The sequence below is a fragment of the Marinibium conchae genome, assembly GCF_015595035.1.
Lineage (GTDB): Bacteria > Pseudomonadota > Gammaproteobacteria > Enterobacterales > Alteromonadaceae > Glaciecola.
This window is the reverse complement of the sequence record NZ_JADNRN010000003.1, coordinates 647,648-668,239: the sequence shown is the minus strand read 5'-3', so window position 1 is coordinate 668,239 and position 20,592 is coordinate 647,648. Positions and strand designations below refer to the sequence as shown.

At 39.1% G+C, this 20,592-nt stretch carries 34 protein-coding genes and 1 pseudogene; 33 read left to right on the top strand and 2 right to left on the bottom strand.

The genetic code is table 11. The features are described 5' to 3' along the window. The first annotated feature begins 154 nt into the window (after positions 1-154). The 20 genes from ISG33_RS14480 to ISG33_RS14385 all read left to right on the top strand — a co-directional run bounded on the left by ISG33_RS14480 (position 155) and on the right by ISG33_RS14385 (position 11,731). On the top strand, positions 155-685 hold the full coding sequence (locus ISG33_RS14480; protein ID WP_195734307.1) for a hypothetical protein: 531 nt from the start codon (positions 155-157) through the stop codon (positions 683-685). Positions 686-1,417: 732 nt separating this feature from the next. Further along, a complete protein-coding gene (locus ISG33_RS14475) occupies positions 1,418-1,714 on the top strand; it encodes a hypothetical protein (protein WP_195734306.1) in 297 nt (98 codons plus the stop codon). Positions 1,715-2,657: 943 nt separating this feature from the next. Continuing rightward, the gene (locus tag ISG33_RS14470) at positions 2,658-2,933 is read left to right on the top strand and encodes a DUF6881 domain-containing protein (protein ID WP_195734305.1); all 276 of its coding nucleotides are present in this window, start codon (positions 2,658-2,660) and stop codon (positions 2,931-2,933) included. A gap of 490 nt (positions 2,934-3,423) precedes the next feature. Next, positions 3,424-3,861: a hypothetical protein gene (locus tag ISG33_RS14465; protein WP_195734304.1), complete on the top strand. Its 438-nt coding sequence runs from the start codon at positions 3,424-3,426 to the stop codon at positions 3,859-3,861. A 149-nt stretch (positions 3,862-4,010) separates the two neighbouring features. Then, a complete protein-coding gene (locus ISG33_RS14460) occupies positions 4,011-4,541 on the top strand; it encodes a hypothetical protein (protein WP_195734303.1) in 531 nt (176 codons plus the stop codon). Positions 4,542-4,669: 128 nt separating this feature from the next. Continuing rightward, positions 4,670-5,152 (top strand): CPCC family cysteine-rich protein, encoded by a 483-nt coding sequence (locus ISG33_RS14455; protein WP_195734302.1) that lies wholly within the window; start codon positions 4,670-4,672, stop codon positions 5,150-5,152. A 37-nt stretch (positions 5,153-5,189) separates the two neighbouring features. After that, complete coding sequence (locus tag ISG33_RS14450; protein ID WP_195734301.1) at positions 5,190-5,420, top strand: hypothetical protein; 231 nt, start codon at positions 5,190-5,192, stop codon at positions 5,418-5,420. 350 nt (positions 5,421-5,770) lie between these two features. Next, positions 5,771-6,109 carry a hypothetical protein gene (locus tag ISG33_RS14445; protein ID WP_195734300.1) on the top strand — a complete coding sequence of 113 codons (339 nt, stop codon included), beginning with the start codon at positions 5,771-5,773 and terminating at the stop codon, positions 6,107-6,109. Between the two features lie 364 nt (positions 6,110-6,473). Continuing rightward, positions 6,474-6,752 (top strand): type II toxin-antitoxin system RelE/ParE family toxin, encoded by a 279-nt coding sequence (locus tag ISG33_RS14440; RefSeq protein ID WP_195734299.1) that lies wholly within the window; start codon positions 6,474-6,476, stop codon positions 6,750-6,752. Continuing rightward, positions 6,752-7,048, top strand: a complete 297-nt coding sequence (locus ISG33_RS14435) for a HigA family addiction module antitoxin (protein WP_195734298.1) — start codon at positions 6,752-6,754, stop codon at positions 7,046-7,048. Before ISG33_RS14440 ends, ISG33_RS14435 begins: the two co-directional genes overlap by 1 nt. A 62-nt stretch (positions 7,049-7,110) precedes the next feature. Then, entirely contained in the window at positions 7,111-7,506 is a 396-nt protein-coding gene (locus ISG33_RS14430; protein ID WP_195734297.1) for a hypothetical protein, read from the top strand. A 75-nt stretch (positions 7,507-7,581) separates the two neighbouring features. Continuing rightward, positions 7,582-7,857, top strand: a complete 276-nt coding sequence (locus tag ISG33_RS14425; protein WP_195734296.1) for a hypothetical protein — start codon at positions 7,582-7,584, stop codon at positions 7,855-7,857. 425 nt (positions 7,858-8,282) lie between these two features. Then, positions 8,283-8,537: a type II toxin-antitoxin system Phd/YefM family antitoxin gene (locus tag ISG33_RS14420; RefSeq protein WP_018982647.1), complete on the top strand. Its 255-nt coding sequence runs from the start codon at positions 8,283-8,285 to the stop codon at positions 8,535-8,537. Further along, positions 8,530-8,793 (top strand): Txe/YoeB family addiction module toxin, encoded by a 264-nt coding sequence (locus ISG33_RS14415; protein WP_195734295.1) that lies wholly within the window; start codon positions 8,530-8,532, stop codon positions 8,791-8,793. Before ISG33_RS14420 ends, ISG33_RS14415 begins: the two co-directional genes overlap by 8 nt. A 135-nt stretch (positions 8,794-8,928) precedes the next feature. Then, positions 8,929-9,258, top strand: coding sequence for an SMI1/KNR4 family protein (locus ISG33_RS14410; RefSeq protein ID WP_195734294.1), 330 nt, complete (start codon positions 8,929-8,931; stop codon positions 9,256-9,258). 160 nt (positions 9,259-9,418) lie between these two features. After that, complete coding sequence (locus tag ISG33_RS14405; protein WP_229333613.1) at positions 9,419-9,604, top strand: addiction module protein; 186 nt, start codon at positions 9,419-9,421, stop codon at positions 9,602-9,604. Beyond that, a complete protein-coding gene (locus ISG33_RS17335) occupies positions 9,601-9,897 on the top strand; it encodes a type II toxin-antitoxin system RelE/ParE family toxin (RefSeq protein ID WP_195734292.1) in 297 nt (98 codons plus the stop codon). The genes ISG33_RS14405 and ISG33_RS17335 overlap by 4 nt, the downstream gene beginning before the upstream one ends. A 73-nt stretch (positions 9,898-9,970) precedes the next feature. Then, the gene (locus tag ISG33_RS14395; RefSeq protein WP_195734291.1) at positions 9,971-10,597 is read left to right on the top strand and encodes a hypothetical protein; all 627 of its coding nucleotides are present in this window, start codon (positions 9,971-9,973) and stop codon (positions 10,595-10,597) included. 84 nt (positions 10,598-10,681) lie between these two features. Further along, complete coding sequence (locus ISG33_RS14390) at positions 10,682-11,071, top strand: hypothetical protein (RefSeq protein WP_195734290.1); 390 nt, start codon at positions 10,682-10,684, stop codon at positions 11,069-11,071. Between the two features lie 90 nt (positions 11,072-11,161). Continuing rightward, positions 11,162-11,731, top strand: a complete 570-nt coding sequence (locus ISG33_RS14385; protein ID WP_229333612.1) for a hypothetical protein — start codon at positions 11,162-11,164, stop codon at positions 11,729-11,731. Positions 11,732-12,217: 486 nt separating this feature from the next. Here the strand turns inward: ISG33_RS14385 and ISG33_RS14380 are convergent, their stop codons facing one another. Together ISG33_RS14380 and ISG33_RS14375 are read right to left on the bottom strand one after the other, a co-directional pair. Next, the gene (locus ISG33_RS14380) at positions 12,218-12,505 is read right to left on the bottom strand and encodes a type II toxin-antitoxin system RelE/ParE family toxin (RefSeq protein WP_195734289.1); all 288 of its coding nucleotides are present in this window, start codon (positions 12,503-12,505) and stop codon (positions 12,218-12,220) included. Continuing rightward, positions 12,498-12,719, bottom strand: a complete 222-nt coding sequence (locus ISG33_RS14375) for a TA system antitoxin ParD family protein (protein ID WP_195734288.1) — start codon at positions 12,717-12,719, stop codon at positions 12,498-12,500. Before ISG33_RS14375 ends, ISG33_RS14380 begins: the two co-directional genes overlap by 8 nt. Before the next feature lie 233 nt (positions 12,720-12,952). On the opposite strand from ISG33_RS14375, the gene ISG33_RS14370 reads away from it, so the two are divergent. From ISG33_RS14370 to ISG33_RS14315, 13 genes and pseudogenes are all read left to right on the top strand, one after another. After that, a complete protein-coding gene (locus ISG33_RS14370; protein ID WP_195734287.1) occupies positions 12,953-13,555 on the top strand; it encodes a hypothetical protein in 603 nt (200 codons plus the stop codon). A gap of 957 nt (positions 13,556-14,512) precedes the next feature. Further along, positions 14,513-14,896, top strand: coding sequence for a hypothetical protein (locus ISG33_RS14365; protein WP_195734286.1), 384 nt, complete (start codon positions 14,513-14,515; stop codon positions 14,894-14,896). A 129-nt stretch (positions 14,897-15,025) separates the two neighbouring features. Continuing rightward, positions 15,026-15,760 (top strand): hypothetical protein, encoded by a 735-nt coding sequence (locus ISG33_RS14360; protein ID WP_195734285.1) that lies wholly within the window; start codon positions 15,026-15,028, stop codon positions 15,758-15,760. A gap of 99 nt (positions 15,761-15,859) precedes the next feature. Then, positions 15,860-16,102 (top strand): hypothetical protein, encoded by a 243-nt coding sequence (locus ISG33_RS14355; RefSeq protein ID WP_195734284.1) that lies wholly within the window; start codon positions 15,860-15,862, stop codon positions 16,100-16,102. A 12-nt stretch (positions 16,103-16,114) separates the two neighbouring features. Then, positions 16,115-16,504 carry a hypothetical protein gene (locus ISG33_RS14350; protein ID WP_195734283.1) on the top strand — a complete coding sequence of 130 codons (390 nt, stop codon included), beginning with the start codon at positions 16,115-16,117 and terminating at the stop codon, positions 16,502-16,504. Positions 16,505-16,570: 66 nt separating this feature from the next. Further along, positions 16,571-16,912, top strand: coding sequence for a hypothetical protein (locus ISG33_RS14345; protein WP_195734282.1), 342 nt, complete (start codon positions 16,571-16,573; stop codon positions 16,910-16,912). A 91-nt stretch (positions 16,913-17,003) separates the two neighbouring features. Next, positions 17,004-17,267, top strand: coding sequence for a hypothetical protein (locus ISG33_RS14340; RefSeq protein WP_195734281.1), 264 nt, complete (start codon positions 17,004-17,006; stop codon positions 17,265-17,267). A 634-nt stretch (positions 17,268-17,901) separates the two neighbouring features. Continuing rightward, positions 17,902-17,976 (top strand): annotated as a pseudogene (locus ISG33_RS17370) (immunity protein Imm33 domain-containing protein); the annotation flags it as partial. Between the two features lie 34 nt (positions 17,977-18,010). Beyond that, positions 18,011-18,175 (top strand): immunity protein Imm33 domain-containing protein, encoded by a 165-nt coding sequence (locus tag ISG33_RS17365; protein WP_498043315.1) that lies wholly within the window; start codon positions 18,011-18,013, stop codon positions 18,173-18,175. A gap of 81 nt (positions 18,176-18,256) precedes the next feature. Continuing rightward, positions 18,257-18,778, top strand: a complete 522-nt coding sequence (locus tag ISG33_RS14330; RefSeq protein WP_195734279.1) for a hypothetical protein — start codon at positions 18,257-18,259, stop codon at positions 18,776-18,778. 84 nt (positions 18,779-18,862) lie between these two features. Continuing rightward, the gene (locus ISG33_RS14325; protein WP_195734278.1) at positions 18,863-19,288 is read left to right on the top strand and encodes a hypothetical protein; all 426 of its coding nucleotides are present in this window, start codon (positions 18,863-18,865) and stop codon (positions 19,286-19,288) included. A gap of 404 nt (positions 19,289-19,692) precedes the next feature. Further along, on the top strand, positions 19,693-20,010 hold the full coding sequence (locus ISG33_RS14320) for a hypothetical protein (RefSeq protein ID WP_195734277.1): 318 nt from the start codon (positions 19,693-19,695) through the stop codon (positions 20,008-20,010). Between the two features lie 142 nt (positions 20,011-20,152). Next, complete coding sequence (locus tag ISG33_RS14315) at positions 20,153-20,587, top strand: hypothetical protein (protein WP_195734276.1); 435 nt, start codon at positions 20,153-20,155, stop codon at positions 20,585-20,587. Positions 20,588-20,592: the final 5 nt, after the last annotated feature.

The following is a 20,592-nucleotide window of genomic DNA, read 5'->3' as shown; positions in this document are numbered from 1 at the left end:
CAAAATCGAAATAAACTGAAACAACATAACAATCGCATCAACACACTCCCTTCGGTCGCTGGGACAACTTTACGTACGGCCTTCGCTTCGCTCAAAACGTCCGCCCATAAACTTGCCCGTTATGCGGGGTGTTATAAGTCACAAGGAGGTTTTAGTGTTACTTAAAGAATTGAAAAGTTTAAAATTGAGCAAAGAGTTAGTATCAATCGATCGAGATTGCCATGATGAAGAAATGACGGGCTTCTTATTGGAAGTTAATGAAAACTTTATGGTAATGTCATTATATACAGACGATGGACTTTTTGATGGCGTTAGTATGTTTGAAACGTCGCAAATAGATGAAGTCTATTGGGGTAACAGAGAGCATGAATCTATTAAGGCTTTGATAAGTGATAGCGCAGTTAAAATGCTGGGAAAATTGAAGTCGACAACATTTGAAAATGCAATTCTTGAGGTCGGCAACGAAAACAATAGTTTATGTATTTATTGCCACCACAATGAATCTAAGTTTGAAGTGGCTGAAATAATTAATCAGAGTGATGGTTGGCTAAAAATCCATACTTTTGGTGCAAAAAGGTCACTTTCAAGATTATATAAATTGATTCAGGTTGATTCTATTTCTCGTGTGGATTTTAATTCTCCGTACCAAAATAATATCGTAAAGCTCCATGGCAGCGACTTATAACAAACGCATAAACTCACTCCCTTCGGTCGCTGGGACAAATTTAAGTGCGGCCTTCGCTTCGCTCAAAGCGTCCGCCCATAAACCTGCCCGTTATGCGGGGTGTTATGAGTATGGCGAGATTTAATGTTTAAGTTAGGGATGAAAAATATCGCCAGCTGCTTAACATGCTACTGCGAGTCAGAATATGTGTGGGTAACTGATACGCTTAACATTTCTCTTTTATTAGTTTGCATTGGCTTGATGGTGGCGTTTGTATTTTCGGTTATCCTTATCAATAGCTTTTGGTATGTAACTATTCTATTCTTTGTGTATTCACTTTTGACTAGTTTAGTTAAAAGGCAGATGCGATTTGAGTTGCGCTGCAAAGGTTGCAAAAAGTCGCTACTTATTTAAGTTTATTGGTTGCTCGAGGTGGTTAGATGCTCGTTCTTTCAAGAGTCACTCTCATCTTTCTGTCAGAAACTTATTTTCGTGTTCGCGAGCGCATAATGTTTGGTCCACGCTACTGACCATAAGTTGTTGTCTCAGCCTAAAACGAGTATTGTTTTACCTAAATGGATATCGCAAGGAGACATGGAATGTTTTATCAAAACCTCAGCAAACCGAAACAACATAACAATCGCATAAACGCACTCCCTTCGGTCGCTGGGACAACTTTAAGTGCGGCCTTCGCTTCGCTCAAAGCGTCCGCCCATAAACCTGCCCGTTATGCGGGGTGTTAGCTGTATTGCAATGCACGAGTATTTCGAACTTAAAGAACAAATAGTCAACTTATTAACCCGGAATGGGTTTGATGAGACTCACCCGCATACAAATTCAGATGTGTATGGCTCTATGTATTGTGTTTATTCAAAAAACGATGAGCGTTTTATGATTGAGTGGGATGGAGAAGAGGGCTTTGGCAATGTTCAAAGATGGCTTGGCGACAATCAATGGGAAATATTAAAGCCTTTAATCGTCGAGAGCAGTCGCGAGGCGTTCGACAGTCAAATTAATGCCCTTCTAAAAGTTATAACAACGCATCTGTAAATTAAAGCATTGCATGGTGCTCGTTCTTTCAAGAGTCACTCTCATCTTTCTGTCAGAAACTCATTTTCGGGTTCGCGAGCGCATAATGTTTGATTCCCGCCAGTCAACATCAGTTGTTGTTTCACAGCAAATCGCGTATCTTTTCAACATCAAAACAAAATTCAAACATCGCAAAGGAGTGTGTTTTGTCTTATCAATATCGAGTGGCATCAACCTGTGCTAACAAATACATCAACTCACTCCCTTCGGTCGCTGGGACAAATTTACGTACGGCCTTCGCTTTGCTCAAAGCAGCCGCACATAAATCTGCCCGTTATGTAGGGTGTTAGCGTGCTAAAAAACACACTGGATTTGAGATAAGTTCAAAACAAGTCAAAATCACTAGTGCAAGTTGAATGCAACAGACCCAAATGTCTTTTCGTCTTTCTTCGTTAGTATTTTGATTCTAGGGTCGCGAGCGTACTTTTGTTTGGTCGTTGTCTCATTAGCTTATTCACAAGCTCCTGCTTTTTCCTTGTTACTTGCGTAGTTTGTCAGACCTTGTGTTTCATGCTCGCGAGCATCCGTTTTTTATTCGCGCCATCAAGCAATGAAGTCCGTCGCGACACATTGTCGCAAGCTCGTTCTTTCAAGAGGTACTCTCATCTTTCTGTCAGAAACTTATTTTCGAGTTCGCGAGCGCATAATGTTTGATTCACGCCAGTCAGCATCAGTTGTTGTTTCAAAGTAAATCGCGTATCTTTTCAACATCAAAACAAAATTCAAACATCGCAAAGGAGTGTGTTTTGTCTTATCAATATCGAGTGGCATCAACCTGTGCTAACAAATACATCAACGCACTCCCTACGGTCGCTGGGACAAATTTACGTACGGCCTTCGCTTCGCTCAAAGCAGCCGCACATAAATCTGCCCGTTATGTAGGGTGTTATGAGCCAGTTAAGATATGAGATACATCGATGTTTTATGGATTCATGATTTCAATGAGGAACCATATCGTCTTATTTCAGAAATTGGTGAAGACGATTACGAAATAAGAAAAATAGAATTTTTTCGAGATGGTAAGATTGGATTTGCGACAACCCAAAACCATTCAGACAATACAAGATTAGGCGTAGCGGAAGTACCTCATTTAGATGAAATAAACTCAGAAAATGAATTTGACGGAAAGAATATTTCAAAACAAGAGTTCGAGGCGCTTTGGGTTGATTGTGTTGGGTAGAGCTCATAACAAGCGAATCATGTCGCTGCGCTGTGACACGACTCTGTCGCGCACCATATTCGGGTGTTAGGTATCAAGCGTGAAAACATACTATTGTTGGCGATGTGAATTGGATGTTCCGATGCTTGAGGAGACCGAGTGGGAAGTGATTGAACCGCTTCTTTCAAAACAAAACAGCATAATAAAAGATTATCGTGAGCAGACGGGATGCGATATAAAACAGCTATGAACGAAGCTTTTAAGCCTGCCACAGATAAATACTTAGAAATGACAGGCTTTTTAGAAACAAACCACTTAGCAATTTTGCATCATCGTCTAAATGATTTTGGACCTGAATGCGTTTCATGTGGTCACTTACTTAGGACTCCGAAAGCTTCTTATTGCGCAAATTGTGGGACTAATAAACAATGATACCTAACAAAAGCTTCAAGCGGATAAAAATGAAAAGCGATTTTTACCGCTTAAGCAGGTGTTATGTTTACTTTGAGATATGACTGAATCGGAAGCTATTGAGAACTTCAAGGAATTTTGCAGACAAGAACTTAAAGCGCTTGCGCATCAATTCGGCTTAAAAGAAGTCGTATCATCCAAACACAAATTTGAAAACCCATATAAAATAGCGTTCAAAAATAAAGAGTTTTTTATTCAACTTGAAAGTATTAGCTATGGTTTTAGATCGACAACAACCTTTGGTAAGTCATCTAGGGTAAACTCCTTTAGCGTTCAAAATGCCCTATGTTTATTAAAAGGTAGAGCGGAAGTAGAAAAATATAATGATATTTGCCCTAGTGGTTATCCTGCTAATATAAAGAGAGATTTGAAGATTCTAAATGATAATCTCAACTTTTTTACGCAACTTAATGACAATCAAAAGATCGCAGCTCTTTTAAATGTTCAAAAAGAAAATCTAAAGCAGTATCGTGTGTAAACATAACAAAAGCATCTTGGCGGTCGCTGTCGCTTCCTCGGACATTTTGCATTTGCTAAAATCTGCATTTCACTGCGTTCAATTATTGCAGATTTTAGCAAATACAAACTGCCGCAAATGCAGGTGTTATAAGTCACAAGGAGGTTTTAGTGTTACTTAAAGAATTGAAAAATTTAAAATTGAGCAAAGAGTTAGTATCAATCGATCGAGATTGCCATGATGAAGAAATGACGGGCGTCTTATTGGAAGTTAATGAAAACTTTATGGTAATGTCATTATATACAGACGATGGACTTTTTGATGGCGTTAGTATGTTTGAAACGTCGCAAATAGATGAAGTCTATTGGGGTAACAGAGAGCATGAATCTATTAAGGCTTTGATAAGTGATAGCGCAGTTAAAATGCTGGGAAAATTGAAGTCGACAACATTTGAAAATGCAATTCTTGAGGTCGGCAACGAAAACAATAGTTTATGTATTTATTGCCACCACAATGAATCTAAGTTTGAAGTGGCTGAAATAATTAATCAGAGTGATGGTTGGCTAAAAATCCATACTTTTGGTGCAAAAAGGTCACTTTCAAGATTATATAAATTGATTCAGGTTGATTCTATTTCTCGTGTGGATTTTAATTCTCCGTACCAAAATAATATCGTAAAGCTCCATGGCAGCGACTTATAACAAACGCATAAACTCACTCCCTTCGGTCGCTGGGACAAATTTAAGTGCGGCCTTCGCTTCGCTCAAAGCGTCCGCCCATAAACCTGCCCGTTATGCGGGGTGTTAGGGTTCCATTAGAGGTATCGAATATGAATGAATTATCCGAAAATAGACAGAAACTCGAACAAGTATCAAAAGGTGTAAATTTAGGTCTTGGTTCTTTTTTCAAAAAGCTGAATCGAGTTACCTGTCCTTGTTGTGGTTACCCAACACTTGAGGCACGCGGAAATTATGATATTTGCGAACTCTGTGATTGGGAAGATGATGGTCAGGACGATGAAGACTCTTCAAAAGTTTTAGGTGGCCCTAATGGTGGTTACTCGCTCGATGAGGCTCGCAAGAATTTTAACAAATATAGAATAATGTATTCTCCTGACAACAATACTACGATTACTGGTGGTGATTCAGAAGAAAGAGTAAAGCTCAAAATTGAGTTGGCTTCAGTCTTCGATAGAATGATTTCAGAAAACAATACTTCGGAGTTGTGGAAGCAAGCGTTGAAGATCGAGAAGGCACTTGATCAGGAACTGACGAGAAGTATCGAAGAGTATGAGAATTCATTCAAGCCCTAACAAGCGGCTCATCGGACGTTAGGTGCCAGGTAGATTTATGCCCAATTCAGTAGAACACTTTTTATTTGTTTATCAAAGACGAAAGTCCATGCAAGATAAAGGGGCAACAAACCCACCTGACTCGGTAAAAAAATTCACTTCGAGTTTTGTAGAAGTCTTAAAAAGACAGAACCCAAGCGATATGGTTGAAATCGTCAAAGACCAAAATAGAGCGACTCGTTTCGTTCTTGTAAAGAATGGCGAGGTACTGGGAGAGTTGCAGAAATAAGGATGTTTTCAGATGCCACCTAACAAACGACTATGGCGCAAGCTCGTTCTTTCAAGAGGTACTCTCATCTTTCTGTCAGAAACTTATTTTCGGGTTCGCGAGCGCATAAGGTTTGGTCTACGCTACTAACCATAAGTTGTTGTCTCAGCCTAAAACGAGTATTGTTTTAGCTAAATGGTTAACGCAAGGAAACATGGAATGTTTAATCAACACTGCAATATACTGAGGCAACATAACAATCGCATCAACGCACTCCCTTCGGTCGCTGGGACAAATTTAAGTGCGGCCTTCGCTTCGCTCAAAGCAGCCGCACATAAATTTGCTCGTTATGTAGGGTGTTATGTAGCAGCATGAAATCAAGTTTTGCATTCTTAATCATGTCTTTCTTTAGTTTGAGTTGTTTCTCAAATGAAGATGTTGAATTCACAGTAAGTGCTAATAAAAGTGGTACAGTATTTCTGATGACGGCAAAAGGCCAAACTGATATTGGTAATGAGTTACTTGATAGCTGGTATAAAAAAGCTAATGAACTTTGCGGCACAAAAAAGGTAATAGTTGAACCCAATAATGGTAAGCCTATTGTAAGCAATACCGCTTGTGGAGACGCAATGAAAATTGAAAATGGCATTCAAAAATGTGAGCTTATTAAGGCTACGGTTTTTGGTAAAGTGTCGTGTGTATCTAAATAACAAAAGACTGTGGCAAAAGCTCGTTCTTTCAAGAGTCACTCTCATCTTTCTGTTAGAAACTTTATTTCGGGTTCGCGAGCGCATAATGTTTGGTCCTCGCTGGTCGGCATCAGTTGTTGTCTCACCGCAAAACGAGTATTGTTTTACCTAAATGGATAACGCAAGGAAACATGGAATGTTTTATCAACACCTCAAAAATATCAGGCAACATAACAATCGCATAAACACACTCCCTTCGGTCGCTGGGACAACTTTAAGTGCGGCCTTCGCTTCGCTCAAAGCGTCCGCACTTAAACCTGCCCGTTATGCGGGGTGTTATACCTCGATCGATTGACAATTGTAACCACTTGGGTTACATTGGCGTATGATAAAAAGTTTCCTACATAAAGGTCTTCAAAAGTTCTATCAAAAAGGTAGCACTGCCGGTATTCAGAAAAAGCATGAGAAAAAACTCAGGTTAATTATGTCAAATTTAGACCAAGCTGAGATTCCTGATGATATGGATTTGCCAGGCCTTTTTATGCATAAATTGAAAGGCGATAAGAAGGATATATGGTCGGTTAGAGTAAGTGGTAACTGGCGTATAACTTATCGTTTTATTGGTAAGGATGTCGAACTCGTCAACTATGAGGATTATCATTAATGACTATTTATAATCCGGCGCATCCAGGTGAAATATTAAAAGAACTTGTGATAGAGCCTCTTGAATTAACAATTACTGACGTCGCAGCGCACTTAGACGTCAGCCGTAAAACACTCTCAAAAGTGTTGAATAGCCGTGCTTCTATTTCACCTGAAATGGCAGTTCGTCTTGAATTAGTATTTGGCAAGCCGTCTGCCGACCACTGGTTGAAGCTGCAAAATGCTCATGATTTATGGATAGCTCGCCAGAATCAATCAGCGCTAAATGTAGAACCATACAAGGCTTTGGTGGCGTAATTGCGGTATAACAAAAGCTTGAAGCGGATAAAAATAAAAAGCGATTTTTACCGCTTAAGCAAGTGTTAACTGCCCTCAAAGCTATGAATGTCTTTTTTAAAATTTTAGTTGCTGTACTGACTATCTCATTAATAATCATTAGTGCTTTGGTTCTTTGGTATGATAGAGAACAGTATATCGATTTTGTAGAGCGTTTCCCTGATTACTTTGAAACTTGTCACGGAACAGTTTCTGGCACTTCAAGTGAATTGATAGCTTGGTTCTCTGCAAATAAAGATGGGTGGCAAAATAATCCAGCATCTCTGGCTCCTGGCTATTTATATAGGTCATCAGAATTGAACATAAATGTTCATCCTAATTCTGTGGTCGTTAATTATTCAAAAAACGGAGACTGGCAGCAGGTAATGAAACACACACCCGCTGCTTTAATCTCTAAGGAATGCGGAAGTGGCAGTTAACAAAGCGTTGAAACGGACAAAAATAAAAAGCGATTTTCGCCGCTTAACGCGGTGTTATGTGTCACGGAGTATTCAATGAATTGTCCAAGCTGCGGTAAAGATGGTATTAGCTGGTTATCGCGCTTCAAAGTGGCGTTTCATAAATACCCAGTATGCAATATTTGTATGGTTCAATTAGTTCCAGATAGCGAGTCAAAATTTAAGGCGACGCTTGCTTTTTCTGGTTTACTATTTCTTGCATTTTTGGCTTACCCTCTAACTGGTAGTGTTTCTTTAAGTGTATTTTTTGCAGCATTTAGCAATGCACCTTTTTCTTTTGTAAAACTGATAGTAAAGAAGGATCGCGAGTAACCGATATATTAAACTGGAGTGCAAGCTCCTTCTTTCAAGAGTCCCTCTCATCTTCCTGTCAGAAACTTTATTTCGGGTTCGCGAGCGCATAATGTTTGATTCCCGCTGGTCAACATCAGTTGTTGTTTCACAGCAAATCGCGTATCTTTTCAACATCAAAACAAAAATTCAAACATCGCAAAGGAGTGTGTTTTGTCCTATCAACATCGAGTGGCATCAACGTGTGCTAACAAATACATTAACTCACTCCCTTCGGTCGCTGGGACAAATTTACGTACGGCCTTCGCTTCGCTCAAAGCAGCCGCACATAAATCTGCCCGTTATGTAGAGTGTTAGCTGCCACGGCGCAGTAATGCACAGCACCCTTTACATGTGCTTATTTTCGACCTAAACTTGTCCCATATAATGTACAAGTGGGGTGCAAAATGAGAATTGTTTCTTTTACCGAAGCACGAAATGGTTTAAAAGCCGTTTTGGACAATGTAATCAATGATGCAGATACAACAGTAATCACTCGTCGTGACTCTGAAGATGCTGTTGTAATGTCATTAGATTACTACAACAGCCTTATGGAAACCGTTCATCTACTTCGTTCACCAGCGAACGCTGAGCACTTAAATCGTTCAATAGCACAGTTTAAAGCGGCAAAAACGACCCAGCGAGAACTTATTGATGAGTAGCAGGTTGTTATCATGGACTGATGAGGCTTGGAATAGTTACGTTTATTGGCAGACTCAAGACAAGAAAACCTTGAGACGTATCAATAAGTTAATTTCGGATGTTAAGCGTTCTCCATTTGATGGAATTGGAAAGCCGGAACCTCTTAAAGAAAATCTTTCAGGTTTCTGGTCCCGCAGAATAGATGACACAAATCGTTTGGTATATGCCGTTGACGATACCGCAATTACGGTTATCTCGAGTCGTTACCATTACTAGTAGATGGCAGCTAACAATCACATTAAGTCGCTCGCAGGCTCGCTGGGACAGTAACGCGTGAGCTCTGTCGCTTCGCTCAAATTTTAGCCCACACGTTACTGCCCCTTATGTGGGTGTTAGATTTTTGGAGGGAATTTGGATATTGAGGAATGCATAGGAAAGGCGATTAATGGAGTAGACGGCAAAACCTATGGTTTAATCCGCAATGCTCTGAAACCATTCCCTAATGAACTTAAAAATTTGGAGGTATTGGCTGAAGATGAGTGTGGAAACTACTTTGTAAAAATTCACGGTCAAGTTTACTTCTGGGATCATGAAACTTCTGAAAAGTCATTAATTTCCGGTTCTTTTTCAGAGTTCAAAAGTTTGTGTTTTGAACCGAAAGAAACTGAACTGAATGATACAGATGTTATTTCCTCATGGATCGATCCTGATGTTGCTAGAGAGCATGGTATCAAACAATGAAATCTAACAAAACGTTGAAGCGGACAAAAATGAAGAGCGATTTTCGCCGCTTAACGTGGTGTTATGTGCCTAAACCATTGTCCAGTCGACTGACATTTGCCGTTTGTGCTATTATTTCGACAACATCAATTGATGGAGCCTTGAAATGGAAATAGAAAACTTGTCTGTATCTGAACGAATCATCCTAGCAGAAGCGTTGTGGGATAGTGTTTCAAATCAACATGATGAAATTCAGTTGTCCGCTGAACAGAAGTCTGAACTTGATAGAAGATTAACGGCTTTTCATCTTGACAAAGACCATGGAGAAACTTGGGAGCAAGTAAAGACTGATATCCTAAGTAAATGACTTTCGAAATAAGGTTACGCCAAGAATCTAAAAATGATTTGCGCGTCGCTTTTGAGTATTATGAACAGATTCGTCAAGGACTTGGCCAAGATTTTTTGCTCTGCTTTGAAAATAGCCTAGCTAAAATACAAAGAACCCCGATGTCATTCAAGGTTGTATACTCTGGGCTCAGGCGAATAGCTATCAGACGGTTTCCTTATAGAATATTTTACATTGTAGATGATTCCACAATAGTGATTACGGCAATATTTCATGTCAGACAAAATCCAGAATCTTGGCAGTATCGCACATAACAAAAAAATTCAAGCGGACATTGCCAAGAGCGGGCAACGCCGCTTAATTTGGTGTTATAAGCACTAGGAAGCTATGGAAGGAACGCATAAATTTAATCGGGGGGACTGGTTGGTGAATGAAGATGGAATTTGCCAAGTTTTGGGTGCTCAAGATTATGTTGTTGAGCAGTTTTTCGCTTATGAATTCTCCGATAAAAAATTAGGTGATGTCTACGACCGTAAGCTTGTTTGTAAGCAGCTTTGTGGTTTTGAGCCTAAGCCGCGTAAAGCAAGATTTATAAAGGTATATAGCAGTATATACTGCGAACCAATAAACGATGAATATCTCGCTTTAATGCAATTGATAAAGGTGAAGTTTCCAGATCAATTTAAAAAATTTGAGACAATTAAGCTAAAAAAGCCACTTTACGCAGGTTTAGACTTTTCACTCAGAGTAAACCCTGACAAAAAAGAAGATATTGTCGCTGGCATTGATGATTTACTTTCAAATAACATCAAGTCTATGGATTTTGATACTGTCGAAAATATGTTGTTTGAAAACATCGATGGAATTGAGACCGCTCGACTCGCTAACCAGCATATAGACAGGCTTTGTACAAACGTATTAGTAACTTTATACTATGATGTTCTTGGCGCGTGTAACAACACTTATTGTTTTAGTTACGGTACGGCCAGATCGGTATATTGTGCACAAGAGTAACCGTGCTTATAACAAAGCATTAAAGCGGACAAAAATAAAGAGCAATTTTCGCCGCTTAACGCGGTGTTATGCATCAGGAAGATTATGAGTACTCCCCCTATTTTGGAGAATGATTTCTATCATGACGGTAGAGGCCCAGAGCTTCATCGGGTACGTTGGAAAGAAAATGGAGTGGTACTCGTTGGTTTTGAATATTTCAACCCAGATGATGAGTATACTCCAGAAAATTTAAAGCATCTAGCGCTCGAAAGAGTTGAAGCTTATAGTATGTCTTCTGTGGAGGTACACGGTAATATTCTGGCAACAAGTGATTGTAAAGCAGCTATCTTTGAGGTCAAAAGTTCAGGATGGCTAGCTTCATTCAATCAGTCCCATTTATCTGAATGCAAGCACTACCAAATCATGTTCTACGATGAAATCTATGATGTTATCTGTGGGAATATTAAAGTAGGTGCGGGGAAACTGAATGCATAACAAGACACTAAACTCACTCGCTTTGCTCGCTAGGACAAAAACGCATTGCGTTTTCGCCCGTTAGTGAATCGTTAGCCGTCTAAAGGAAGTATGTTGAAATACGTAAGTTTATTTATTTTTATTCTATGTTTAGCATCTTGCACTTCTAATTATAAAATTCGTACGCAGTCGAATAATGTGGTAAATAAGACAGAATTTTCATTTCCGTACTCAGCGGAAAATTTGTCTTCTAAACTAGAGCGTATATTTTCAATTCAAAACCAAATTGAGAATAAGATCCCTTTATCGAGTAGCTTTCATAATGGAATTTACATTGCCAAGGTTACTAAATTTAACTCAGAAACATATCAATTTGATGTTAACACTATAAGCTCCAATTTTTGGAAGTCGGATTTTTATATCGTAAATGGGGAAAAAGCGAAAACCAGAGGTAAATTCCAAATCTTTCTCACTCAGACAGGAGTGCAGTCAACTAATGTAAAGGTTAAAGTAACTCTGTTACAGGTCATTAACGGTGTTGAGTGTTGTGGTCCTCATGGGCGATATTCTCGCTATACAGATGTAGCACCAACGACAATTGAAGAATATGCTTTTTTATTTTTTATAGGTGAACAGTTAGGCGTTAAAATGAATCCTATAAATAGACTTAACAAGGGCTAACAAGTCGTTAAGAGGCCTTAGCTACACGGTGAAACATGAGCTTTAAATGTCCCCATTGCGGGAGCAAAGAAAAATACTCACAGGTCATAACTTTGCTGCTCGGCATTGTTTTAATTTTTGCATCATGTAATGAACAGTATCAGTCGACAATTACGATGGTCAGTGGCTTTTTATATCTAATATTTAGCTTGGTATTCTCCACTTCGTTGTTAATGCTAATAATGAGGCACTATAATATTTCAACCAATACCTAAATGGTTGCTCGTATAATCGGTTTGATATTGGCAATTCCAATTATCGGCCTTTGGTTTTTAATGGTTTATCCTCTGTTCTTTATACTGTCATGACTTTTATAATTAGAGTCGAAAACTAAATGGTTCTTCGTTAGTATTTTGACTCTACGGTTGCTGGAACAAGTTTACGTGCGGCCTTCGCTTCGCTCAAAGCCTCCGCCCATAAATTTGTCCGTTATGCGGGGTGTTATATTCAGGTTTTTTTAACATCGCGATAGAAGTTTTCATGTGAGTCAAGCGCAAGTAGCTCTAAAACTAACTCGTTGTCCTCATAGCTGTACCCGAGAAGAGTGAGTTGTTTCACCATTTTAAATTTATAAACTCTCAAGAAATAAAGATCGCCTTTTTTCTGTTCGCCAACCAGCGGGGTTTCGATAATCGTCTTTACTGCATTATCTAGGTCGTTTTTTTGATTCTTATGTAGTTTCTTTACTGCTTTTTTAAAGCTTGGAGTTTGTAGAACCTTGATGACTTTAGCCAAAGGAGTAAGACTCTAGTTTTCCAGCCTCTTTTTCGGCCTGTGAGATGATTGCCTGTCTCACAAACTCATAAGGTAAGTCAGGATTATCTTCCATTATTTCACCAATTTTAGCCCAATGCTCGATTTGTTTTGGTGTTGTTCGGTTGAGTGCCTTGCCCATTATCGAAGCTTTTTCAACGAGCTTTTCATCTAACCTGATGCTTGAAGTTGCCATGTGAGACTTTTATATTTTATTGATGCGAGTTGCTACAATTGTAGCAACTCGCATCAATATTTCAAGTTTTACTAAAGCTCTTTCTTTCAAAAGTCACCCTCATCTTTCTGTCAGAGACTTCACTTCGGGTTCGCGAGCGCATAATGTTTGATTCCCGCTGTCGACCACCGATTGCAGTATTAGCGTCAAACGCGTATTGTTTTACCTAAATGGTTAACGCAAGGAGACATGGAATGTTTTATCAAAACCTCAAAAACATTAGGCAACATAACAATCGCATCAACACACTCCCTTCAGTCTCTGGGACAAATTTACGTGCGGCCATCGCTTCGCTTAAATCAACCGCACCTAAAGCTACCCGTTATGTAAAGTCTTATGGTCGTTTGTTATTGTCAGGTACTTTTTGTTTTGTGTTTATGTTGTTGAGTGCCGAATCGGTTGCTGCTGATGATTGGTACAGAGCACCAGATTTAACGGATGAGCAACTGGAAAGTTTTAGCTGGTTAGACTCAAGCACAAACTGTGAGGTAATTGCATCTAAAGCTGATCTTGCAGTCAGTGCTCTGAAGGAAGATACATTTTTGAGCATTGATAGACATGAGATAAAAAAGTACGCAGGTGATAGATGCGATTTGCAACGTTTTGAATATTACATTTTAGCAAGAGGTCTATTTTTTTGCTGCCTTGGGGAGTTTGGTGTAGCTAAAGTTGAAGATAAAATAGTTGTTGGTTACTCAGGTTTAGGTAAAACACCTGAATTGCAAAAATCTGCGGTTGTAATAGGTTTAAATCAGATGCCTTCAGAAGTTTTTACTATTGTTTTTGTATCTGAGTAACACTAATCTCAACTAAGCTCTACCTTTTAAGAGGCACTCTCATCTTTCTGTCAGAAACTTATTTTCGGGTTCGCGAGCGCATAAGGTTTGGTCTACGCTACTAACCTTCAGTTGTTGTCTCACCGTAAAACGAGTATTGTTTTACCTAAATGGTTATCGCAAGGAAACATGCAATGTTTTATCAAAACAGTATCAAACCGAAACAACATATCAAACGCATCAACGGTCTTATTTATTATTTTGAGGCTTATAGAATGTAATAACCTGCCGAAGTAGGTTTAAATTATTTAATTTTGTGGTCGCGGGAAGACAAGTGTGCGGTCAAAACAACTGCACCAACATCTAGCCGAAACAGAAGTCATGCACGATTGTCCTAATTGCAAACATACTATGGCTTTTATAGGTAGAAACTTTTCAACGCCAAATAAAATCACAGAGTGGGTTGCGGCAACTAGGTTATAGATATATTGGAAATAGGTATCACTCCTGTCCTGCATTGCCGAAAAGACCTCGAGATATGAGTCGATTTATATTGGAAAGCCCTGACCATGAGCAAAAGGTTGCAACTCCATCTAGTTGAGAGGAAAATCCTGCCTAACAAAACGTTGAAGACGGATAAAACATGGGCGGTTTCTACTGCTTAACGAGGTGTTATGCCGCAAAGAGGATTGAATGAAGATTTTATTGCTGCCAGGCATGGACGGAACAGGAATAATGTTTGAGCCTTTTGTTAACGCTCTTCCTAATTCAGCAGATGTTCAAATAGCTAAACTTATCTAAGAAAAGGGTGTCAGCTTTGAAGAGCAGGCAAGTGCATTACTTGGTAACGTAAAGAAAGATACGATTTTTATCGGAGAATCATATTCGGGCTTAATAGCACATGAAATTGGTAAACTAGCCCCAGATTCGATAAAGCATATTGTTTTTGCGGCGAGCTTTTTAGAGCAACCATCTGTTTTGGCTAAGTTCGGAAATCTACTTCCCAAGGCTATGCTAAATTATTCTTTATACCCAGAACCTATTGTGAAGCATATTTTGTTCGGTAAATACAGCTCACAATATTTAATGGGTTTATTTCAAAGGGCAATGTCAGGCGTTTCATTAGATTTATTAGAATTCAGAATAAAACAGATAAGTAACTTAAACCAACCTGAGTCCAAGAGCGATATTCCAGCAACATATCTTCAAGCTACACATGATATGTTGGTTTCGGGTAATGCAGTAGAAGTTTTTAAGAAGGCTTATGCCAATCTTAGCCTTAAAACGATGGACGGAAGTCATTTTGTTCTGCAGACTAATCCACATGATAGTTTGCGTGAGGTGTTAGCAATTGCGGCATAACACAGAAAATGAAGTCGGATATCTCAGAAGAGCACTGAGCTACCGCTTATTTTGGTGTTATAAGCCACGGAAGACTAATTAGTGTTTGGAATTCTTAGGAAAAGGCCCGTACTTTCACAAGACGACATTATGTTTCAAATAGAAACATATAAGTGGTTAATGAAGCACTTTGGGGGAGATGACTTCAACAAAGGTGCAGTACTGGTTTTACCCACTAGCGAATTTTTTCCATCAGAAGTTTCAAATGAAAAAGAAGCCGCAATGGAAACATTCACTCAAGTTAAAAAGTATGCTGGAATAGAAAATTGGGATTGTGTCTTAATTGAGCAAGATGAAGATCCAGATCCTAGAGTTGGTTCTGCGCTGCTTATTCAGCGCACAGAATCTTCCCCACTTGGAACATTCTCTGTTACAGAAGAAACTGTGCAAATAACTTACAACCCTTCTTTGCTCAAACAGCCCACGCAATTGGTAGCGACTTTTGCTCACGAACTAGCTCATTATTTAACGGCAACATCCACTGAAGAACCACCTGGAGGTTGGAAAAATTGGGAGTTTGCTACTGACCTAACCGCTGTGTTTCTTGGATTTGGTATATTCATGGCAAATTCGGCATTCAATTTTCAACAGTTCACAGATTTTGATGCCCAAGGCTGGTCAACCAACAGAAGTGGTTATTTAACAGAAACAGAGTTTTGTTATGCACTTGCCATATTTTGCACTCTGAAGGATATACCTATTAGTCAAGCTTCAGTTCATCTAAAACCAAATTTAAAGAAACTTATTAAACGATGTGCAAGTGAAATAGATAAATCGCATATAGATTCAATACTTAACCAAGAGTACGTAGGAAATGGCTTATAACAAACCGATCAAGCTTACTCGCTCCGCTCGCTGGGGCAGCTGCTTGCATGCGAGGAGCTGCCCTTATAGAGGTGTTATCTGCCAGAGAAAACCTGAATTATGAAGCTTAAATTAGCAGTTCTTATCATTGCAATTCTCTGCTTATTGGAAGCTTTTTATTATCCGATTAGAGATGTTCTTCCTGTTGATATGAGCGGAGGAGGCGAGGTCTACTATAAAGTAGTAGTAACCGAAGAAGTAACAACCAACGATTATATTGATGCTGGCCTTTACGTAATCGGTTCGGCATCACTTCTTCTGTTCGCGTTTCTGTATTTAAAAACTAGACGGGACAAGAAATGAGTTACGCTAAAAGTGATCCTCGTTTTTTTATTAATGTGTTTGAGCCTAAACGTATTTGCGACGACCTGTGAAATGGACTTCAACAATCCGAATGAACATAATGATAGATACGGCTCAATTATTCATGTTTCAGTCACGAAAATTAGCGATTTTTATGAAGTTAGTGTCAAATTTCCCAAAGAGATTGAGTCAACTGAACTATCATTTGTTGTATTGCAGCTGATGGATGGCGACGCAATGTTATTTGGGTCCCAATTAGACGTTACTGAATTTGAATACATGTCATCAGTATATTTTACATTGCAAAATTCTCTCGCAGTTGACGCCTACCTTACTTCTTACTATGGTACTGATTGCCAAAGTCTTATATGGAAAAAGGTTGTTTTTAATGAAGAGAGATAACAAAAAAATTCAAGCGGACAGCGACCAACGCCGCTGAATTTGGTGTTAGCTATCAGAGGTAGTTCAATGAGGTCCATTTTAGCTATTGTTTTTTCAATGCTGATTTTAAGTTGTAGCAAATCTTGGAAAGAGGAACCTTACGAGGTGATCTGGATAGACGGTAATGATTCGCTAGCCTATAGCGTAGGCAATGGAGCCTATATTGGCAGAGTTGATTTTCCTGAACGTATCGCTTCGAATGACAGTTTTATTTCCGTTTATGCATGCGAAGAAGAAACGTGTACTTACTACTATATTGATAAGTTAAATGACCATAAGTATGCAGACCATGATGAGTTTGTTTATGGACCTTTCTTTAAATATGAATTTGTTAGCTTAAAAGGCAAGTTAGGATTGCCAGATGTTTAGATTGATTGAGTGGAGAGCTAATAAAAAAATTGAAGCGGACACTGACAAGAGCGGTCAGCGTCACTTGATTTGGTGTTATGGGGTATTCTGAGTGGGTTTAATTGAAGCAATATTGCTAGGTATTCAATTCAAACGCCTAGAAAAGCCAATCGTATTTTTCACTATGCTCCTAGGTCTTATTCTGTTTATAGCTTTCGGTGTTGTTATTGTCTTAGCCACACTAGATTCTATTTTCAATAGTAAAGTAGAAGTGTCGTCAGAAATAGTAGCTCCTTTTTTTGGTATACTAGCGAGCTCCTTTGTGTTTTTTGGTTTGGCTTGGGCCTGTGGATACATGATTAAAAGGTGTTTTTGATTAGCTTGTGAGAGCCTTTAGTGTATTTTTGTGTTTGCTCGTTCTTTAAAGAGGCAGCCTCATCTTTCTGTCAGAAATTCATCTTCGGGTTCGCGAGCGCAAAAGGTTTGTTCCCCGCTGTCTACCACCGATTGCAGTATCAACGTCAAAAGAGTATTGTTTCAGCCAAATTGTTAACGCAAGGAAACATGGAATGTTTTATCAAACCGAAACAACATAATAATCGCATAAACGCAATCCCTCGGTCGCTGGGTCAACTTTACGTGCGGCCTTCGCTTCGCTCAAACGTCCGCCTATAAATTTTCCCGTTATGCGGGGTGTTATGTAACTTGGCAAGGATCAGTTGTTGAATAAATGGCTTGTCTTCTGCATTGATAACGACAGTGCAAGGTTTAGTTTTATGTGTGCCTGGTTTACTGCTTTTATTGATCGCAATTACAGCCTTTAGATACAGGCCGAATTGGTTATACTGGGTCACACTAATGAGCTCGATATTGCTCCTATTCATGATTCCAATTGGTAGTATTTTAGGGCTTGTAGGGCTTATAATAGTCGTTTTGAAAAGGAAGAGTTTTGGCTCAGTGGTTAACGTTACATAAAAAAGCATTCAAGCGGACATTGGCACGAGCGGCAAATGGTAGTGATTTCCGATGGTATCTATGAAAATAACGGTCCTGTTGAAGGAGTCAGATATCCATCACCCGAGCATATGAGTGGTTGGTGGCTCACTACCGAACTTTACAATGGTGATATCAAGACACTCAAAAACAGTTCATTTCAAGTACATATTCGAGTTGCGACCAGATTTCTCAATATATATGGCCTTACCGTTTGGTTATCGATTTCAGCTTGGTGGGGACAATGATCATGTATGGTTTGACGAGGATGTTGAAAGTGAAAGCGTATAATAAAAAATGAAGGCGGATATCTGGGAAAAGCACACATCTACCGCTTAATACGGTGTAAGCTGTAAATGAGGAGGGATTATTTTGGTCGGATATAAATGGACTTGTAACGCATGTTCTTCTTCAAATGAAGCTGGCGTCGATGTTTGCGCTCAATGTGGTTGCCATGCTACTGCGAGTAGTGATGATATTGATAGGCACCGTGATCCAGAAGGTCACAGAAGACGCAAACTTAAGCAAGGCTATGAGAAAAAGTTGACCTCATTACTCTTTCTACCGTTAGCTATATTGATATTCTTAGTAAACGGACGATTAGAGTTGTTGTTATTGGCCATTCTTGTACTTGTCGCTTCGATGAAATTTAACTCTGAGCTATTCAAATTTTTGTTTTCTGAAAGCTTCCTAACAAAGTCTCTTTTAATATCGTCGGGTACAATATCACTACTTCTTTTACTAAGGGTTTTCTTTATTCCAAACGATAGCGTTTATATTTGGATTCCAGTTTTTGGGTTTGCGATGACGACCTTGATAACATACTACGCACTGTTTAAAAGTACACGCGGGGAGAAAGCCTTTGAAAAGTATTTTCAACAAAATGACAGCTAACAATCGCATTAGCCTCGTTACGCTCTCGCAGGACATAAAAACCTGTGGTTTTCATTCCCGTTATACGGAGTGTTATGTGTTCTTATGAGTGTTGAGCCTCAGATTTCAGGTAGGTCTGCCGTTGCCGTATTTATTGGAGCAACGATATTTGTATTAGTTTTAGGAAGTGCTTTTTTTAGCACTCTTTTTACTTTTGAGCACGGAGACGATGGTGCTTTACGCGGGTTCATTGCAATAGTAATGATGAGTCCTATTTTATGGTTTGTTATGTTGATTTATTTTACTGTACTAACTCTTTGCAAAGCTTATAAGTTAAAGCATGGATTAACCACAGGTTCAGTTATATCGGCATTTATTTCGGTGTTAGTTTTTTATAGCATATATGAAGTCGAATATTGGTTTAATATGTTAATGGCGAGCTTGCTCATATGTTTTTTGCTAATCATAGCTTTTGGCTTGTCAACATTGGGGTGGCTCAGATGTTTAAAACCACACATAACAAACGATTGAAGACGAGTGAAAACAAGAACGGTTTTTACCGCTTAATCTGATGTAACGTTTCTAAATCTAAGTAGGTTTTTTCTGTATTCAGAGTTTTGTTGCGTTAGTATAAAACTAATGTATTAGAAAAATTTTTTAAGTGAGGGATCACGAATGTTGTTCTGGGCAATTATTGGTTTCGTTTTCATTCCGCTATTTTTAGTGTTGTCTCAAATCAGAAATACGAAAAAGGAAAGGACACGCAAGTTAGAGCTAATTCAGCGACGGCTAGCTGATAAAGAAGCTCGTGAGGAAAAGACAAAAAATGAATAAGGAAATTTTGTGCTCAGAGACAAAGGTTGTTTTAAATATAACAAATCAATCAAGACGCACGTTTCCAAAGACCGCGATCGCCACTTATTGAGGTCTTATAGGTGTTAATAAGCAGAGATTCAATTGAAGCCTTTAGAACGCTTAGGGAGCTAAATGCACGTTATTGGATTGCCGTAAGTGTTTCTCCGGTTTTGGCATTATTCGCTTTAGGTGTTTCACAGGCGAGCACTTTTGGATTGATAACTACCCTGTTTTATTTAGCCGTATGGATTCAGTCGATTAGAGGGCTACGGTACACTAGCTTATTGAAAAAAAAGTTACGACAATCACCTTCAGAAGTAAGAAGAAATGATATCCTTAAAGGCCCAATAATATTGGGTATCCCAGGTATGCATTGGTTTGCCAGCCTAGCTCGCTAACAAGCGACTATTGCATAAGCTCCTTCTTTCAATAGTCACTCCCATCGGTAGCTGTGACAAATTTACTTACGGCGTTCGCTACGCTCAAAGCGGCTGTAAATAAACCTGCCCGTTATGTAGGGTGTTATACACAAGGCAAGCTATGAAGATAATTTTGAGCTTACTGTTGCTTTTACCATTTTTAGCTTATGCCTGTGGAGATGGTAAAACATCCGAATTAACCCCTTTCGCAAAGGTTGATCACACTGTTGAGCAGAACGGTCAGTCGTTTTATGAAGTTTTCATCCCCTCAAAGCACAGCGAGTACTTTTTAACTTCACTCGACCTCTCACTTCCGAGTTCTCTTTTGGTAGAGCTAGATGTTATTAGAGCTTTTGGATATGGTGGCTTTGACTCTGTATCGTTTTTCTTAAACCCTGAGTTACTTGATGTAATAAAATTGACCGCATTATATTCGTCTAATGAGGATCGAACGGAATTTGTCTTGTGCGGTAAAGCGATAGAGTTGAATCTTAAAGGCATGCTTTTGGCCGATCAACCTGAGATGATTATTCCGCCACCACCGTCCTTGGATTAGAGGTA

What these genes read in the sequence shown, in the direction of transcription:
- ISG33_RS14475 (WP_195734306.1), top strand. Translation starts at nt 1,418, where the DNA reads ATGCACGAGTATTTCGAACTTAAAGAACAAATAGTCAACTTATTAACC.
- ISG33_RS14470 (WP_195734305.1), top strand. Translation starts at nt 2,658, where the DNA reads ATGAGATACATCGATGTTTTATGGATTCATGATTTCAATGAGGAACCA.
- ISG33_RS14465 (WP_195734304.1), top strand. Translation starts at nt 3,424, where the DNA reads ATGACTGAATCGGAAGCTATTGAGAACTTCAAGGAATTTTGCAGACAA.
- ISG33_RS14455 (WP_195734302.1), top strand. Translation starts at nt 4,670, where the DNA reads ATGAATGAATTATCCGAAAATAGACAGAAACTCGAACAAGTATCAAAA.
- ISG33_RS14450 (WP_195734301.1), top strand. Translation starts at nt 5,190, where the DNA reads ATGCCCAATTCAGTAGAACACTTTTTATTTGTTTATCAAAGACGAAAG.
- ISG33_RS14445 (WP_195734300.1), top strand. Translation starts at nt 5,771, where the DNA reads ATGAAATCAAGTTTTGCATTCTTAATCATGTCTTTCTTTAGTTTGAGT.
- ISG33_RS14440 (WP_195734299.1), top strand. Translation starts at nt 6,474, where the DNA reads ATGATAAAAAGTTTCCTACATAAAGGTCTTCAAAAGTTCTATCAAAAA.
- ISG33_RS14435 (WP_195734298.1), top strand. Translation starts at nt 6,752, where the DNA reads ATGACTATTTATAATCCGGCGCATCCAGGTGAAATATTAAAAGAACTT.
- ISG33_RS14425 (WP_195734296.1), top strand. Translation starts at nt 7,582, where the DNA reads ATGAATTGTCCAAGCTGCGGTAAAGATGGTATTAGCTGGTTATCGCGC.
- ISG33_RS14420 (WP_018982647.1), top strand. Translation starts at nt 8,283, where the DNA reads ATGAGAATTGTTTCTTTTACCGAAGCACGAAATGGTTTAAAAGCCGTT.
- ISG33_RS14415 (WP_195734295.1), top strand. Translation starts at nt 8,530, where the DNA reads ATGAGTAGCAGGTTGTTATCATGGACTGATGAGGCTTGGAATAGTTAC.
- ISG33_RS17335 (WP_195734292.1), top strand. Translation starts at nt 9,601, where the DNA reads ATGACTTTCGAAATAAGGTTACGCCAAGAATCTAAAAATGATTTGCGC.
- ISG33_RS14395 (WP_195734291.1), top strand. Translation starts at nt 9,971, where the DNA reads ATGGAAGGAACGCATAAATTTAATCGGGGGGACTGGTTGGTGAATGAA.
- ISG33_RS14390 (WP_195734290.1), top strand. Translation starts at nt 10,682, where the DNA reads ATGAGTACTCCCCCTATTTTGGAGAATGATTTCTATCATGACGGTAGA.
- ISG33_RS14385 (WP_229333612.1), top strand. Translation starts at nt 11,162, where the DNA reads ATGTTGAAATACGTAAGTTTATTTATTTTTATTCTATGTTTAGCATCT.
- ISG33_RS14375 (WP_195734288.1), bottom strand. Translation starts at nt 12,719, where the DNA reads ATGGCAACTTCAAGCATCAGGTTAGATGAAAAGCTCGTTGAAAAAGCT.
- ISG33_RS14370 (WP_195734287.1), top strand. Translation starts at nt 12,953, where the DNA reads ATGTTTTATCAAAACCTCAAAAACATTAGGCAACATAACAATCGCATC.
- ISG33_RS14360 (WP_195734285.1), top strand. Translation starts at nt 15,026, where the DNA reads ATGTTTCAAATAGAAACATATAAGTGGTTAATGAAGCACTTTGGGGGA.
- ISG33_RS14355 (WP_195734284.1), top strand. Translation starts at nt 15,860, where the DNA reads ATGAAGCTTAAATTAGCAGTTCTTATCATTGCAATTCTCTGCTTATTG.
- ISG33_RS14345 (WP_195734282.1), top strand. Translation starts at nt 16,571, where the DNA reads ATGAGGTCCATTTTAGCTATTGTTTTTTCAATGCTGATTTTAAGTTGT.
- ISG33_RS17365 (WP_498043315.1), top strand. Translation starts at nt 18,011, where the DNA reads ATGGTGATATCAAGACACTCAAAAACAGTTCATTTCAAGTACATATTC.
- ISG33_RS14325 (WP_195734278.1), top strand. Translation starts at nt 18,863, where the DNA reads ATGAGTGTTGAGCCTCAGATTTCAGGTAGGTCTGCCGTTGCCGTATTT.
- ISG33_RS14315 (WP_195734276.1), top strand. Translation starts at nt 20,153, where the DNA reads ATGAAGATAATTTTGAGCTTACTGTTGCTTTTACCATTTTTAGCTTAT.